This is a genomic window from Rhodobacter viridis (assembly GCF_003217355.1).
Taxonomy (GTDB): Bacteria; Pseudomonadota; Alphaproteobacteria; order Rhodobacterales; family Rhodobacteraceae; genus Rhodobacter; species Rhodobacter viridis.
Map to the genome: position 1 here is coordinate 1 of NZ_QJTK01000016.1, position 14,734 is coordinate 14,734.

The following is a 14,734-nucleotide window of genomic DNA, read 5'->3' on the forward strand; positions in this document are numbered from 1 at the left end:
GGTTCGGCGAGCAGCGCCAGCACCCCGTGCCGCAGGTCGAGGAAGGACGAGAGCACGTTGAAAATCTGCGGCACCTCCGCCACCGGATCGGGCGCCGACGCAAACGTCTTCGCGATCTCGTAAAGCGCGTCCAAAGCCAGACGGTCGGCAATCGACTGGGTCGAGCGGCGGCGGGGATGGTCGGGCGAGCCGGGGCGGGATTGTTGATCGGTCATGCAGTCACCCCCTTGCAAGAAGGAATATCCTGCAGCGGACGACCCGGATCATGGGACTCGCGCGACGCCCGCAGCAGTCGGGACTTCTGCAGATCATCATAGACCGCACACGGGGAAAGGCACATCCCGAGGACGTGCCCGGCAGGCAATTTCGGTTCATTTTTGCGTAGGCACCGGGTCGATTGCGCAATTATGCGGCATTGCCGACCCGGGGGCCGGAAAATCTGGCAGGTTGCAGGACGTCAGGATTTGATCACTTTCAGGGTTTCAAGACCGACGAAGCGGGCTTTCTGTTTCGCGGCCTGAGTCTCGAAGACCTTGAAGACCTTTTCCTTGAGCGGGCTCGAGGCGACGAAATCCCCCTGCGCCCGGGTCAGCGCATCGCGGGCATGGGTCAGGATCGCCTCTTCGCTGAGGCCGGTCATGTCGGTTTCGCGCAGATAGGCGCCGAAGCGTTTCATGATGTGCAGCCGCGAAGAGTTCAGCACCTCGCGGATTGGCTCGATGCCGAGGAAGGCGAAGATCTCCTCGGCCGAGGAGAGTTTGGCCAGGGCGGTCAAGGTCGGGCTTTCGGTCGTCATCGGTGTCTCCCGGGGTCAGGCTTGGGGTGGCAGGCGGTCGAGCCGCGCCACCATGCGGCGCAGGTCATCGGAACTGGCGGGGCGTTTCACCCGCACGGCATGGGCGCGCAGCATCGGTTTCAGCCGGTCCAGCACGGTGTCGGTCGCGGGCAGGCCCGCCTCGAGCAGGGCCGCGCGCAGACCGGCGGCGCCCGAATGCTTGCCGATCACGATCTGGCGCTCGCGGCCGAAGCGGGCGGGGGCGCAGCGGGGGTCTTCGTAAGTGTCGGCACGCTTCAGGATCGCATCGACATGGATTCCGGATTCATGCGCGAAGACCATCTCGCCGGTAATCGGCTTTTGCGGCGGCAGCGCCCGGCCCGAGGCCTTGGCGACGACGGCGGAAAGCTCGGGCAGCGCGCAAAGATCAAGGCCGGTGTCGATATTGCCCGCCTCGAGCGCCGCGCCGACCTCTTCGAGCGCGGCATTGCCCGCGCGCTCGCCCAGCCCGTTCACGGTGACGGACAGATGCGTGGCCCCGGCATGGGCGGCCATGATCGTGTTCGCCGTCGCCATGCCGAAATCATTATGGGCGTGCATCTCGATCGGCAGGGAAATCCGCGCCGAAAGCTGCGCGACAAGGCGAAACGCGCCGAGCGGATCGAGCAGGCCAAGCGTATCGGCGATGCGAAAGCGGATGGCCCCGGCGGCGGCGGCGACCTCGGCCAGACGGATCAGAAACTCGGGATCGGTGCGGCTCGCATCCTCGGCGCCCACCGAGACCTGCAAGCCGCGATCGGTGGCGCAATAGACGAGCGCCGCGGTCTCGCGCAGGATCCAGTCGCGATCGACGCGCAGCTTGCCCTCCAGCTGCGCGGTCGAGGTCGGTACGGCGAAATGCACCCGCTTCACCCCGGTCTTTTGCGCCATGTCGAGATCCGTCATCCGCAACCGGCACCAGACGACGGGCGTCGCGTGGGCGATTTCGGCGACGACGGCGCGGATCTCGGCAACCTCGGCCCAGCCCATCGCGGCGATGCCGACCTCGATTTCCGCCACCCCGGCGCGGTCGAGCGCGCGGGCGATGGCCTTCTTTTCGGCAAGCGAAAAGGCCACCCCGGCGGTCTGTTCGCCGTCGCGCAGGGTGGTGTCGCAAAGCGCAAGGCTGCGGGTGGGGTCGGGAAAGCGGAGCATGATCTTTTCCCTTCAGGCGGTTACGGGGTCAGCGACGGGGACGGGGCGCAGTTCGGCCAGGATCTCGGGCAGGACGGCCAGCACGCGGGAAATTTCCGCCGCCGTCGTTTCGGAAGAGAGCGAGAACCGCACCACCCCATGCGCCGAGGTGAAGGGCACGGCCATCGCCCTTGTGACATGGCTCGGCTCGATCGCGCCCGAGGCACAGGCCGAGCCGGTCGAGACCGCGATGCCGAGACGGGCGAGTTTCGTCAGCACCGCCTCGCCGTCGATCCGGTCGAAGGCGACGGTGCAGGTGTTGGCCAGCCGATGCGCGGGATCACCCAGCACCATGACGCCACCGAGTTTCAGCAGACCCGCCTCCAGCCAGTCGCGCAGCGTCGCGATGCGGGAGAGATCGGCCTCCATCCGCGCCGCGGTGATTTCGGCCGCGACGCCCATGCCGACCAGCGAGGGCACGTTTTCCGTGCCCGCCCGACGGCTGCGTTCCTGCTTGCCGCCGCGAAAGAGCGGGCGGAAGGGCACGCCCTTGCGCAGGTAAAGCGCCCCTGCCCCCTTCGGCCCGTGGAACTTGTGGCCGGAGAGCGAGAGCATGTCGATCACGGTGTCCTGCACCGAGATCGGCAGCTTGCCCACCACCTGCACCGCATCGGTGTGAAACAGCGCGCCGACCGCATGCGCCTCGGCCGCCAGTTGCGCCACCGGGAAAATCGTGCCGGTTTCGTTGTTCGCCCAGAGCATCGAGACGACGGCAACCCGGTCCGACAGCGCCGCCGCATAGGCCGCACGATCAAGCCGCCCGAGGGTGTCGACCGGAATGCGATGCACCGTGATGCCTTCGGTCTTTTCCAGATCGGCCGCGAGCATCAGCACCGCCGGATGCTCGACCGCAGAGATGACGATCTCGCGCCGTCCCTCCTGCACCGCCAGCGCCGAGCGAATGGCCGTGGTGTTCGCCTCAGTCCCGCCGGAGGTGAAGATGATTTCCTGCTCCGAGGTGGCGTCGATCAGCCCCGCCACCGCGATCCGGGCCTTGCGCAGCCCCACCCCCGCCTGCGCCCCGAAGCCGTGGCCCGAAGAGGCATTGCCGTAATGTTCGGTGAAATAGGGCAGCATCGCCGCCACCGCCTCGGGGTAGACCCGGGTGGTGGCATTGTTGTCGAGGTAGATGGCAGGTTGGGTCATGATCAATGCCGGATGTCGGGGATGACGCGGAAGGGGCGGCCAAGAACGTCGGTGATGCGCTTTTGCACGCCGAACAGGGTCTGGCCCGCCAGCATGCAGCCCGCGCAGGCGCCGGACAGATGCACGACGACCTTGTTGCCCTCGACCCGGACAAGCTCGATATCGCCACCGTCGCGGCGGAAGGTCGGGCGCATCTCGTCGATCAGGGCAAGGATGCGGGTCACCTCGTCGGCGGCAGGATCGGCGGCCGCTTCGGGGGTTTCAACCGCGGCCACCTTGGTGAAGCGCTCGCGCAGCGCGGTGGCATCGGGGGCGGCCTGCCCCGCCGCCCGTCGCGCGGCGGCCGCGGCAGCAGGGGGCGGCGCGGGAGACTTGGTGTCGTCGTCTTGCATGTCGCGCATCGCTTTCCCCTCAGCAGAAGGATTTGCCACAGCCGCAGGCGTTCTTGGCGTTCGGGTTCTCGAAGGTGAACCCGGCGCCTTCGAGGTTGCTGACGAAATCGATCTTCGTGCCCTCGATATGTTCGCGGGTGAGCGGGTCGATCAGCACCGTGACCTCGCCAAAAGTCAGGCTGGCATCGTCGGGTTGGGCTTCCAGCTCCAGCGCCATGCCGTATTTCAGCCCGGCGCAGCCGCCCGACTGCACCATCAGGCGCAGCCCGGCAACAGGTTGACCGGCGCCGTCGATGGCGGCCTTGATGGCTTCCCGGGCGGGTTGGGTGATCTCGATCATGGCGCTCTCCCGTGTGATGAGTTCATCAGGGATGCAGCAAGAAGCGTGCCAACCGGCCGGGGTGAAATCAGCAAGCTTCGGGCCGGGATCGGTGACGCGGATGCTAGTTTCGGGCCGACATTGAGGGATTCCCGACAGAGATTGTCGCATCCCCTAGTCGGCGTCCTCCTCGCCCGCCTCGACGCGGGCCAGAAGCCAGGCGCCGCCGAAGCGGTCGGTCGGGTCAAGTTCGGCGGCTTTGGCCAGCACCTGCCGGGCCAGATCGCGCTGACCAGATCGCGCGGCCGAATAGCCCAGCCCGATCAGCGCCTGCAGATAAAGCCCCGGCGCGAAGTCATGCGCAGTGAAATCGGCGTCGTCCCGGCACACCAGCGCCGGATCGGGTGGCAGATTGAGTCTCAGCGCCGCCAGACGCAGCACCGCCTCGGCCTGCGGCACGGCGGCAGAGTAATCATGGGTGAAGAAATAGAAGCGATAGGCGGCCAACCGCACCTCCAGATCCTCGGGCGCGGTGTCGAGCGCGCGCAAGATCACCTCGGCGCTGGCGGCGGGGTCGGACCGGGCGCCCTCGGCCCCGGCCAGAAGCCGGGCCGGATCAATCGGGGGCAAAGCAGGCGGCCCGTTCGTCGCACGCGTCGCAAGAGGGCGAGAGGCACAGCGAAAACGCCGCGTCCGAGCAGATCTGCCGGTAGAAGAATTTCTTCCAGCGCATGTTCTGGGAATTGGCGGCGGCAAGGCCGGGCAGGAAATGCCGGATCATCGCACTCAGCGCCGGACGCGAGGGCAGGCCAAGGTCTTCCCACAGATGACGGTTTTCCATCGACCGCCGCGCCAGGATCGCGGCAAGCCAACGGGCCTCGGGCGTAATGACGCCCGCCCGCCACAGGATCAGCGTCTCGATCGCCTGCTGATCGGGACCGGCCACGGGACGCGGCAGGTCAAGATCGGGCAGATCAAGGCCCGGCGCGAAGCGATCACGCAGGGCCGCCAGATCCGCGCCCGAGAGCCCGAGCCGCACCGTCAGCGGCCCAAGCCCCGAAGCGCATTCGCGCAAGCCATGGGCCAGGATGAAGCCGATGGCCTCGGCCGGGATCATCGGCCCCGGGTCTGTCGCGAAGGGATCAGGAAAGTGCAGCATGGGTCTGGCACTCCGACGGGCAGACCCGCGCACAGGCGCCACAGCCGATGCAATTGTCGGCCCCGGTCAGCGCCATGACTTTCTTGACGATTTCGTCCTCGACCTCGTCCCATTCATCGGTGCCCGGCGCGACGACCTGACCATCTTCGGTCAGCCCGTGCAGGCTCATCACATCGCGGCCGCAGACCTTGAAGCAACGGCCGCAGCCGATGCATTTCTGCTCGTCGATCTTCATCAGGTAAACGGGCGTGTATTCCGCGCCTCCGCGGGTATAGGCAACAGTCGGCATCGCTTTGTCCTTGTTATGCTTGCTTGGCGGCTTTGAGCGCCTTGCGGGCTTCGTCCAGGTCCTTGAAGATCTGATAGGTCGCCTCGGCCACCTCGGGGATTTTCTGCCAGTCGGTCGGCAGTTCTTCCGACAGGTCGTGCAGGTTCATCTTGGCATCGGTGGCGCGCAGCGACAGCTTCTTGACCTTGGCTTCCAACTCTTCGAGCGTCATCTCAGGCCCTCGCCGCTTCGGGGAATTCTTCGATCGTGGCGACGGCGCCTTCGACCAGCTTCTCGCCCGCCTCGGCGAGTTTCGCCCAGGTCTCGAAGCCGAAACGATGCACGTCGCGCAGGTGTTTCGAGACGACGACGAGCTTGCCCGCGATCAGGACGACGCGGCCAAAACCCTCGTGGTGCATCTTCTGCATCTGGCTCGCCATCACGCCGGTGCGCTTTTCGACCTGCAGGCCGATGGCGTCATAGAACTTGGTCATCCGCCAGATCAGCTCCGGGTCGGGGTCGCCGATGATCGGCATCGACCGGCGTTCCTCGGCAGTGACGATGAACTCGCGCAGGATTTCCGAATTCGTCTTGTCGTCCCAGAGCCCGTGGCTGTCCTCGGCGCGGATCACCGCGACAAGCTGCGCCAGAAACGGGCTTTCCACCATCTCGCCTCCGCGGGCTTCTTCCAGGGTCTGGGTCATCAGGCGGTTTCCTCCTCGTCGAAATCGGCGGTGAAATCGGGTTTGACATGCGTGCCCAGAACCTTGCGCAGGAAGGGCGGCGGGTTGCCGTTCAGCATCACCTGCACCTGCTCGATCACGGCCGAGATCGGCTCGGGCTCCTTGCGCTTGATCGGGTGCATCCCCGCCCGCACCATCCGCGCGGCGGACGGGCCACCGACGGCCAGCGCAAAGACCAGCGTGCAGCCCGAAAGCGCCTCGAGCTTCGGCCCGATCCGGTCCTCCAGATCATCATGTCGGCCCTTCTGGTCGGTCGAATTGGAGAACTGATGCACCTCGACGAAGCGGGCGCCGGTCTTCCAGACCTCATAGACAGCGATCTGCCGGGCCGAGCCGAAATGGGCGTCGAGCCTTTCAAGATCATTCGAGGCGATGGCCACGCGCAGCGGCTTTTCGCCCGGCGCGGGGCCTGCCGGTTCAACAAGGCGCAGGGTGCGGGACATGGTCAAACTCCTCTGGGATGGGGGCAGCCCCGAAATCCTCGGGGCGGGGACTATGGGGAATCGCCTGCATCGCATTGGCGATTTCGAAGAAGAAGGCGCGGGTGCCGCGATAGCCGACGCGGCAGGTATCCTGCGCGCCGATGCGGTCGAAGATCGGGAAACCGGCGCGGACCAGCGGCAGGTTCAGCGCCTCGGCGGCATGGCGGCCGTGGCTGTGGGTGATCAGGATCTGCGCCTCGGCCTGTCGCGCGGCGCGTTCGAAATCGCCCAGATCGCCCAGGATCACCTCGGCACAGGGCATTTTCTCGATCAGCGCGGAATGCTGGGTCGTCGTGACGGCGGCGACGATCTCGGCCCCCATCGACGCGAGCGCGGTGGAGAGCGAAAACATCAGATCGGGGTCGGCGGCGATGGCCACCCGCAAGCCGCCGGTGAAGAAATGCGCGTCGAGCGCCGCATCCATCATCCGCGCCCGGTCGCGCTTGATCGAGGGCGGCGGGTCCTGCATTCCCGACAGTTCCATCAGCACGCGGACAAAGGCATCGACCGCCTTCAGGCCAGTCAGGCTCTGGAACACGCGATAGGGCACCAGCGCCCGATCCTCGATGATCTGCGCCGCGCCGCGCATCTGCTCGCCCAGCGCGAGCGTGCAGGCGGAGCGGGGAATGCGGGCGATGTCGGCCAGTGACGTGCCGCCGAGCGAATGACCCGACCAGTCGTCCGACAGATGCCCGTCGAGCGAGGTGGAGAGGTCCGGCAGCACGATCGGATCGAGACCGAAGGAGCGGATCATCCGCACCGCCTCGTCGATCTCCGAGGTGGTGAAGGAACTTGGCACCAGCACGGTCACAAGCCGCAGGTCGGGGTCGCGCTCGGGCGTGACGGGGACGAGCGCAGAAACGATCGCCTCGACCGCTTTCGCCCAGCCATCCTGCTGACCGCCGTCGAAATCCGGGGTGGCGGCATAGACGACCTCGGTGCCAGCCCAATCCGGGCGGCGGGCCTTCATCGCGCGCAGTTCGCCCGCGATATCCTCGCCCCGGGTTTCGGTCAGCGCGGTCGAGGCGATGCCGATGAACTTCGGTTTCGCCCGCTTGCGGATGTTGTCGATCGCTTCCTCGATCTGCTCGCCGCCGCCAAGGATCGTCGAGACCTCGTTCATCGCGGTGGTTTGCAGCGGCACGGCTTCCTTGAAATGGCGCACAAGGTGGACCATGCCGAAGGCGGTGCAGCCCTGCGCGCCGTGGAAAAGCGGCACGGCGCCCTCGATGCCCAGATAGGCCATGGCCGCGCCAAGGGGGGCCGAGGTCTTCAGCGGATTGGTCGAGAGCGCACGGCGGGGGTGGATCAGCACGGCCATCTCAGCAATCCTCGAAATCGGTGTTGGAATTGGTCATCGCCGCCAGTTCCGGGCTTGGCGCAGGCGCCACCGCGGCGGCCGGAGCCTGTTGCGGCACCAGCACCGGCGCCTGGCTCCTCGGCGCGGCAATCCCCGTCACCGGGCAGGCGCCCGAGGGCGCGGGCAGCACCGATCCGGTGAGCGGCGTCTCCCAGGGCGCCGGGTCGCGCAGATCCGCCCACATCGGGTTGTTCACCGAACGATCGATGGCGCGCACGAGATCTACCATCCCCATATAGCCCGCATAGGGTTCGTGCTTTTCCTGGTTCACATCGACCCAGGGCACGAGCGCCTTCAGCGCGACGAATTGCGAGCGGCCGCCGGACAGAAGCACATCGGCCTTCGCGTCCTTCAGCATCTGATACATCTCGCGCGGGGCCATGTTTTCATACATGTGCTTGTCATCGCCCATGATCTCGACCACCCGGTCGCGGTCATTGTCGGTGGCCTTGCGCATCGAGGTGCCGACGACCTCCATCCCCAGCTCCTGCAGCGCCGAGACGACCGACCACGTCTTGTGCCCGCCGGTGTAAAGCAGCACGCGGCGGCCTTCGACCTTGGGGCGAAACGGTTTCAGCGCCGCCCAGACCTTCGCCTCTTCCTTGGCGATCAGCACCTCGCAGCGGTTCAGCAGCTCTTTCGGCGCACCCTGCTCCACCAGCATCCGGCACATCGTGCGCAGCGATTGCGAGGTGTCCAAGATGCCGTAGAATGAGCCCTCGAAATAGGGGATGCCGTAGCGATCCTGCATCTTGCGCGCGACATTGATCAGCGCCTGCGAGCAGACCAGCATCGTCACCTTGGCCCGATGCGCCATCGCCACCTGCTTGTAGCGCGCATCCCCGGCGATCGAGCCCAGAATGCGGATGCCAAGCTTGTCCAGAAGCGGCTTCACCTGCCACAGCTCGCCCGACAGGTTGTAATCGCCGATGATGTTGACGTCATAGGGCGTCGTCGTTTCCGGCTCCATCGTGCCGATGACGTGGTCGAGCAGCGCCTCGCCGCCCAGCTTGTTGCCAAGGTTTTTCGAGCCCGCAAAACCCGGCACATTGACCGGAATGCAGGGCGTGCCCCATTTCGCCGTCGCCGCCTTGCAGACGGCATCAAGGTCGTCACCGATCAGCGCCGTCACGCAGGTCGCATAGACGAAAACGGCGGCGGGGGCTTCCGCCTCGATCACCTCGCGGATGGCGCGATAAAGCTTTTTCTCGCCATGCCCCATGACGATGTCGATTTCCGAAAGATCGGTGGTGAAGCCCTTGCGGAACAGCTCCGACCCCGAGGAGGCCGAGGAGCGGTTGTCCCAGCCGTTCGACCAGCAGGCGGCGGGGGCATGGACGACATGGGCGACATCGACGATCGGTTGCAGCGCGATCATCGCCCCGTCAAAGGCGCAGCCACCGGCCGCCGCCCCGGGCGTCAGCTGCTTGGTGCAGCCCTTCTTGCGCAGAACATCGGTCTTGGTCGAGTTGGTGGCGCAGCCCGGCTCGTTCAGGACATCGGCGATTTTCGACTTCAAGGCTTCGGACATGGTGCATCCCCCTGTTACGAGAGATCAAGCAAGCAACGTGCCAAGCGAAACGGCCCGGTTCTTGCACGGTTCGGGACCGGTTTGGAGCATATCCGACAAATTGTCGGAGCCTGACCGCGCAAAACAAAAGCCCCGCCGGAGGGGCGGGGCTTTCGCAAGATCTGTCGGAGGGCTCAGGCGGCTTTCGCGGTCTTCAGCCAGGCCAGCACGTTTTCCGGGCTCGAAACGCCATAGGGATCCTCGGGGCAGTTGTCCATCAGGCCGGGCTCTTCGAACCAGGCCTCGATGACGCCGTTATCGACGATCGCCGCATAGCGCCACGAGCGCAGACCGAAACCGAGGTTGTCCTTGCGCACGAGCATGCCCATGCGGCGGGTGAACTCGCCCGAGCCATCCGGGATGACCTTGACGTTCTGCAGGCCCTGCGCCTTGGCCCATTGGTTCATCACGAAGCTGTCGTTGACCGAGAGGCAATAGATCTCATCGATGCCTTGCGCGGCAAATTCCGGGAAGCCCTTTTCGAAGCCCGGCAGCTGGTAGGTCGAGCAGGTGGGCGTGAAAGCGCCCGGCAGCGAGAACAGGATCACCCGCTTGCCCGCGAAGTAATCGGCGGTGGTGACATCCTGCCAGCGGTAGGGGTTCGGGCCGCCCACGCTTTCGTCGCGCACGCGGGTGTGGAAGGTGACTTCGGGCAGTTTGCTGTTGGTCTTCATCTCTCACTCCTGTCTTCGGTCAAGCGGGGAAGTGACCCCGCGGAAATCTCGGTCCGAGGGGGTAGCGTGATCGTCGCCGCACCGCAATATGGAATCGTTCCAAATCCAGACTGTGACAGGGCGGCGGCGGCAAAGCGCGTGCCAAAGGGCGTTCACCTCTCGGGGCAGGAGGGGATTGCCACATCCTTGGGCAGATCGACGACCGTTATCGGCGCGGGAAAACCACCCTCGACGGCTTCGAGTCGCGCCATCATTTCGGGCGTGGCGACCATCGAGCCGTCATCGGCAATCATCAGAACGGCGCTGACCCCCATCTGCGCGGCGATCCGTGGCCAGTCCTTTTCTCCCGCCACACAAAGCGCCGTGGCCGCAGCATCCGACAGCGCGCCATTGTTCGACAGGACCGAGACCGACACCACCCCCTGCATCGGCCGGGCCGTGCGCGGGTCGATGATGTGGGAAAATCGGATGCCGCCCTTGTCGAAATAGCGCTCGTAATTGCCAGAGGTGTGCAAGGCCTCGCCCGGGCGCAGCGACACCGCGCCGACGACGCCCCATTCAAAGGGATCGCGGATCGCCACCCGCCAGGGCCGCGACCCGTGATCGCCCAGAACCTGCACGCCGCCACCCGCGTTCAGCACGGCATCGGTGATGCCTTCGGCACTCAGGTCTTCCTCGGCCAGATCAAGCGCCGCGCCCTTGGCATAGGCGCCAAGGTCGAGTTGCACCGCAGGGTTCGAGGATCGGACCGTGGTGCCGCGGATCGTCAGATCGGTCATTTTCGGATGACCCGCCAGAAGCGTCGCCACCACCGCATCGGCGGGCGGATCGCCTGTGGGGGGCGTGTCGGCGTGAAAGCCCCAGGCCTCGACCATCCCGCCCACGGCGGGATCGAAAAGCCCGTTCGAGCGGCAGGCAAGCTCCCTGCCCTGCTGCAAAAGTTTCGCCAGACCCGGATCGACCTCGAAGCTCTGCCCGACCGCGATGGCGGCATTCAGGCTTTCCAGCTCGCCCGGGTTCCAGGCATGCCAATCGCGGTGCATCTGGCGCAGATGCGCGCCAACGCGGGCCATCGCCTGACGGGCCTGCGGTTCGGCCACGCCATGGGTTTCGACCTCGAGAAGCGTGCCGAAAACGTAAAAGGTTTCGCGGATGTCGGGCGCGGGCGCGTTCAGAACCCGGACCCCGCCCGCAAGCGCGAGACCGGCCACAAGGGCAAGACCGGCCCGAAGCGCGGTTGAGCGGCGCGTCATCGGCACCCGCCCGGGATCACGTCGAGCACCTTCAACGCCCGTGTCAGCCGCGCCTGGCGCTCGACGAAGATCACCGGCAGGAACGACAGCACCAGCACGATCAGCGCCACCAGTGCCGAGGCGCCATCCGAAAGCCCAGCCCCGGTTGCGCCGGAAAGGGCGATGACAAAAGCGACGGCGGGCAGCAGATAGGCAAGCCCGATGCCCGCAAGGAAGCTGTTGCCGGAGATCGCCACCTCGACCGCGTCGCCCGCCGCGACGGCGAGCCCCGGTGGCCGGTCGATCGTCATCAGATCGGTGCGGCTCATCGAAAGAAGCGCCTTGGTACCGCAGCCTTTCGCCTCGGCACAGGCGGCACAGGCCGAAGCCCGGTCTGCCGCGACGACGAGGCTTTCGCCCTTGACCGCGACCACCCGCAGCCTTTCGCGCAGATCGCGCGAGCCGGTCGCAAGACCGTCGTCGCAGCAGCCCGTCATCTTACGCCACCGGGTTGATGCAGTTGTCGGTCATGCAGGCGTTGACGCATTGCGGCAGGTCATGCTCGCCTTCGCATTCGGTGCAGGTGTCGGCGTTGATCACATAGACGCCTTTCTTCGGAGAGATCGCGTTGGTCGGGCAGACCGGTTCGCAGTCGCCACAGGAGGTGCAGAGTTCGGGATCGATCTTCATGGCCATGGCTGGTTTCCTTTCCTGGCAAATGGCTTGGCTTCGTTTCGTTTTCTCAGGCGGGGCGGACCTTGACGGCACCGCCGAGCACCCGGCATTGGCAGGCCAGACGGTCGTCCTTGCCGCCGAGGTTTTCCTCCAGCACCCGGATTTCGAACGCGGTCGGTTCCGACAGGTTTTCGGCGCCTTCGAGAATATGCGTCATGCAGGTACCGCATTCGCCCTCGCGGCAGCCGTAGGTGATGCCCGAGCCGACCTTCTCCGACATCTCGATGATGCGGGTTCCGGTCGGCACGTTGACCGTGATCGAGACATCGGTGAACGTCAGTGTGGCCTTGTCCATAATCCGTCCTTTCTTGTTCTTCAGCGCGCCGCGATTTCGGCAAAGTCGACCTCGCGGGGCGCGGCCCGGCCGGTCAGGTGATCCGCAAGCCGCCGCCCGAAAGCGCGACCCTCTTCCAGTTCCGCCGCGGAGGGGTGCAGCTTGATCCGCAACCCCGGTTCGGGCAGACGCATTTTCAGCCCCTGCAGGCGGTTTTCGACAAGCCGCACCGCCTCGCCCGACCAGCCGTAGGAGCCAAAGGCCGCCCCCAGCTTGCCGCGGGTTTCAATGTCAACGAGCGCCGCCAGCATCTCCCAGATCGTGCGCACCGCATCGCCATTGATCGTCGGCGTGCCAAGCGCGATGCCGTCGGCCTCTTCGATCAGATCAAGGAAGGGGGCGATCTCGCCGCCCTCCAGATCGAACAGAGAAACCCGCACTTCGGGGCTTTCGGCGGCGCCATCATGAATCGCCTGCGCCAGTTGCGCGGTGGCGCCGTAGGCCGAAACGTAGAAGATCAGCAGGGTCTTTTCGCTGCCGGTTTCCGAGGCGAGGCGCGAGGAAATCAGCCGCCGCGTATGGGTCAGGTAATCGCGCGGGTGCGAACGCAGGATCGGGCCATGCGCAGGCGCGATGATGCCGAAATCCAGGGGCTCGATCAGGTCGATCGCTTGCGCCACGAAGCTGCGGAAGGGGCGCATGATCCGGTCGAAGTAATATTCGAACGAAAACCGGAAATCGCCGACGAGGTCGTTGAAAAGCCGCCCGTCGCAATAATGGCTGCCGAACAGATCGCAGGTGAACAGCACCCGCTCCCTGGCAAGCCAGGTGCATTGCGTGTCGGGCCAATGCACGAAGGGCGTGGTGTAGAATTGCAGGCTGCGATCGCCCAGGCTGACCGATTGCCCGGTGGTGACGCCCTTGATGTCGTAAAGCTCGAACTCGTCCTTCAGAAGCGCGCGCAGCATCGGCAGGCCGCGGGGGCTGAGCCGCACCTGCGCCTGCGGCGCGCGGCGCAGAAGTTCGGGCACGGCGCCGGTGTGGTCGGGCTCGAGATGGTTCAGAACGATCAGCCGGATCTCGTCATAGCGGGCGACGGCCTCGAGCCGGGCAAAGAACTCGTCGGCGAATTCGGCCTTCACCGTGTCGATCACCGCCACGCCCTCGGAGCCGCGCACGGCATAGGAATTGTAGGTCGTGCCGTTCGCCGTCTTCAGGATCACGTCGAAGCTGCGCAGCCCCGGATCGAGCGCCCCCACCCAATGCACGCCGGGCGCCACCAGGACCGGCCCCGAGGGGCCTTCAAGGCGGGGCGCAGCCGGGCGAATGGTGAAGGGTGGAACGGACAAGGCATACTCCTGTGGTCGCGGGCAGCCCGCACAGGAGATGCAGCAAGGGACGTGCCAAGTCGTAAATCCCGGTGAAACAGGGGCGTGGGGCCGCAAGACGACAGAGATCGCGGGGCGGCTCCGACAAATTGTCGGGAAACCGACATTCCGGCGAAACAGGCGGAAATACTGGAAAAACACCCTCTCCAAGCCGTGATCGCACCGATTTCTCGTGCAAACCGGCGTTCTTCGCAGCTGCGGCGGGGGCGCTCACATTATTATCGCGGGCGCGGGGGCGGATGCGCGCGCGACCGCACGCGCGGGCGGGCACGCGGGGGCGCGAAGGCGCCCGATCCGCCCGCTTGGCACGACCCTTGCTTGATCCCCGATGAAGCCCTTCGCCCGATCCCTGATGCGGGGGCACAGCCAACCGGGGAGACCGATGCAAGACTTCCTTCTCGTCCTCTTGAGCACCGCGCTCGTGAACAACGTGGTGCTGGTCAAATTCCTCGGGCTGTGCCCGTTCATGGGCGTGTCGCGCAAGACCGACGCCGCGATCGGCATGGGGCTGGCCACCACCTTCGTGATCACCGTCGCCTCGGCCGCCTGCTGGCTGGTCGAGGCGCTGATCCTCGAACCGCTCGATCTGCAGTTCCTGCGCATCCTGAGCATGATCCTGGTCATCGCCGCGATCGTGCAGTTCATCGAGACGGTGATGCGCAAGGTCACCCCGGACCTGCACAAGGCCTTGGGGATCTATCTGCCGCTGATCACCACCAACTGCGCCGTCCTTGGCCTGCCGCTGATGTATATCCAGGGCCATCTGAGCCTTGCGATGAGCACGCTGAGCGGCTTTGGCGCCTCGGTCGGCTTCACCCTCGTTCTGGTGATCTTCGCCGGCATGCGCGAGCGGCTGGCCCAGCTTTCGGTTCCCGCCGCCTTCGCGGGCACCCCCATCGCCTTCATCTCGGGCGGACTTCTGGGGCTCGCCTTCATGGGCTTTGCCGGGCTCGTGCACGTCTGATCGTCGAAAGGAGACCTGCC

19 protein-coding genes and 2 pseudogenes are annotated in these 14,734 nt (G+C 65.9%); 1 reads left to right on the plus strand and 20 read right to left on the minus strand.

The window, feature by feature from the left end:
- From C8J30_RS15535 to C8J30_RS15630, 20 genes and pseudogenes are all read right to left on the minus strand, one after another.
- Positions 1 to 215: pseudogene (locus C8J30_RS15535) on the minus strand (nif-specific transcriptional activator NifA); the annotation flags it as partial.
- 242 nt (positions 216 to 457) lie between these two features.
- Positions 458 to 796: a nitrogenase stabilizing/protective protein NifW gene (gene nifW, locus C8J30_RS15540; protein ID WP_110806756.1), complete on the minus strand. Its 339-nt coding sequence runs from the start codon at positions 794 to 796 to the stop codon at positions 458 to 460.
- Between the two features lie 15 nt (positions 797 to 811).
- The gene (nifV, locus tag C8J30_RS15545) at positions 812 to 1,969 is read right to left on the minus strand and encodes a homocitrate synthase (protein ID WP_110806757.1); all 1,158 of its coding nucleotides are present in this window, start codon (positions 1,967 to 1,969) and stop codon (positions 812 to 814) included.
- A gap of 12 nt (positions 1,970 to 1,981) precedes the next feature.
- Positions 1,982 to 3,154 (minus strand): aminotransferase class V-fold PLP-dependent enzyme, encoded by a 1,173-nt coding sequence (locus C8J30_RS15550; protein WP_110806758.1) that lies wholly within the window; start codon positions 3,152 to 3,154, stop codon positions 1,982 to 1,984.
- A gap of 2 nt (positions 3,155 to 3,156) precedes the next feature.
- Positions 3,157 to 3,555 (minus strand): NifU family protein, encoded by a 399-nt coding sequence (locus tag C8J30_RS15555; RefSeq protein ID WP_110806759.1) that lies wholly within the window; start codon positions 3,553 to 3,555, stop codon positions 3,157 to 3,159.
- Between the two features lie 10 nt (positions 3,556 to 3,565).
- The gene (locus C8J30_RS15560) at positions 3,566 to 3,886 is read right to left on the minus strand and encodes an iron-sulfur cluster assembly accessory protein (RefSeq protein WP_110806760.1); all 321 of its coding nucleotides are present in this window, start codon (positions 3,884 to 3,886) and stop codon (positions 3,566 to 3,568) included.
- Between the two features lie 153 nt (positions 3,887 to 4,039).
- Positions 4,040 to 4,495, minus strand: coding sequence for a hypothetical protein (locus C8J30_RS15565; protein ID WP_110806761.1), 456 nt, complete (start codon positions 4,493 to 4,495; stop codon positions 4,040 to 4,042).
- Entirely contained in the window at positions 4,482 to 5,024 is a 543-nt protein-coding gene (locus tag C8J30_RS15570; protein WP_110806762.1) for a nitrogen fixation protein NifQ, read from the minus strand. Before C8J30_RS15570 ends, C8J30_RS15565 begins: the two co-directional genes overlap by 14 nt.
- Positions 5,008 to 5,394 (minus strand): annotated as a pseudogene (gene fdxB / locus C8J30_RS15575) (ferredoxin III, nif-specific); the annotation flags it as partial. The gene C8J30_RS15570 and the pseudogene fdxB, both read right to left, overlap by 17 nt.
- Positions 5,327 to 5,524 carry a CCE_0567 family metalloprotein gene (locus tag C8J30_RS15580; RefSeq protein WP_110806764.1) on the minus strand — a complete coding sequence of 66 codons (198 nt, stop codon included), beginning with the start codon at positions 5,522 to 5,524 and terminating at the stop codon, positions 5,327 to 5,329. The gene C8J30_RS15580 and the pseudogene fdxB, both read right to left, overlap by 68 nt.
- Position 5,525: 1 nt before the next feature.
- The gene (locus C8J30_RS15585; RefSeq protein ID WP_110806765.1) at positions 5,526 to 5,996 is read right to left on the minus strand and encodes a NifX-associated nitrogen fixation protein; all 471 of its coding nucleotides are present in this window, start codon (positions 5,994 to 5,996) and stop codon (positions 5,526 to 5,528) included.
- Entirely contained in the window at positions 5,996 to 6,478 is a 483-nt protein-coding gene (gene nifX, locus C8J30_RS15590) for a nitrogen fixation protein NifX (RefSeq protein WP_110806766.1), read from the minus strand. Before nifX ends, C8J30_RS15585 begins: the two co-directional genes overlap by 1 nt.
- Positions 6,453 to 7,838, minus strand: a complete 1,386-nt coding sequence (gene nifN / locus C8J30_RS15595) for a nitrogenase iron-molybdenum cofactor biosynthesis protein NifN (RefSeq protein ID WP_110806767.1) — start codon at positions 7,836 to 7,838, stop codon at positions 6,453 to 6,455. Before nifN ends, nifX begins: the two co-directional genes overlap by 26 nt.
- A 1-nt stretch (position 7,839) precedes the next feature.
- Positions 7,840 to 9,408 (minus strand): nitrogenase iron-molybdenum cofactor biosynthesis protein NifE, encoded by a 1,569-nt coding sequence (nifE, locus tag C8J30_RS15600; protein WP_110806768.1) that lies wholly within the window; start codon positions 9,406 to 9,408, stop codon positions 7,840 to 7,842.
- A 173-nt stretch (positions 9,409 to 9,581) separates the two neighbouring features.
- Positions 9,582 to 10,121 carry a peroxiredoxin gene (locus C8J30_RS15605; RefSeq protein ID WP_110806769.1) on the minus strand — a complete coding sequence of 180 codons (540 nt, stop codon included), beginning with the start codon at positions 10,119 to 10,121 and terminating at the stop codon, positions 9,582 to 9,584.
- A gap of 152 nt (positions 10,122 to 10,273) precedes the next feature.
- Entirely contained in the window at positions 10,274 to 11,374 is a 1,101-nt protein-coding gene (locus tag C8J30_RS15610; RefSeq protein WP_110806770.1) for an FAD:protein FMN transferase, read from the minus strand.
- Positions 11,371 to 11,850, minus strand: a complete 480-nt coding sequence (locus C8J30_RS15615; RefSeq protein ID WP_110806771.1) for a SoxR reducing system RseC family protein — start codon at positions 11,848 to 11,850, stop codon at positions 11,371 to 11,373. Before C8J30_RS15615 ends, C8J30_RS15610 begins: the two co-directional genes overlap by 4 nt.
- A gap of 1 nt (position 11,851) precedes the next feature.
- A complete protein-coding gene (gene fdxN, locus C8J30_RS15620) occupies positions 11,852 to 12,049 on the minus strand; it encodes a ferredoxin FdxN (protein WP_110806772.1) in 198 nt (65 codons plus the stop codon).
- A 46-nt stretch (positions 12,050 to 12,095) separates the two neighbouring features.
- A complete protein-coding gene (gene fdxC, locus C8J30_RS15625) occupies positions 12,096 to 12,383 on the minus strand; it encodes a ferredoxin FdxC (protein WP_110806773.1) in 288 nt (95 codons plus the stop codon).
- 20 nt (positions 12,384 to 12,403) lie between these two features.
- The gene (locus C8J30_RS15630) at positions 12,404 to 13,711 is read right to left on the minus strand and encodes an FprA family A-type flavoprotein (RefSeq protein ID WP_110806774.1); all 1,308 of its coding nucleotides are present in this window, start codon (positions 13,709 to 13,711) and stop codon (positions 12,404 to 12,406) included.
- Positions 13,712 to 14,132: 421 nt separating this feature from the next.
- Here C8J30_RS15630 and rsxA point away from each other — a divergent pair, with 421 nt between their 5' ends.
- Positions 14,133 to 14,714: an electron transport complex subunit RsxA gene (gene rsxA, locus C8J30_RS15635; RefSeq protein ID WP_110806775.1), complete on the plus strand. Its 582-nt coding sequence runs from the start codon at positions 14,133 to 14,135 to the stop codon at positions 14,712 to 14,714.
- Positions 14,715 to 14,734: the final 20 nt, after the last annotated feature.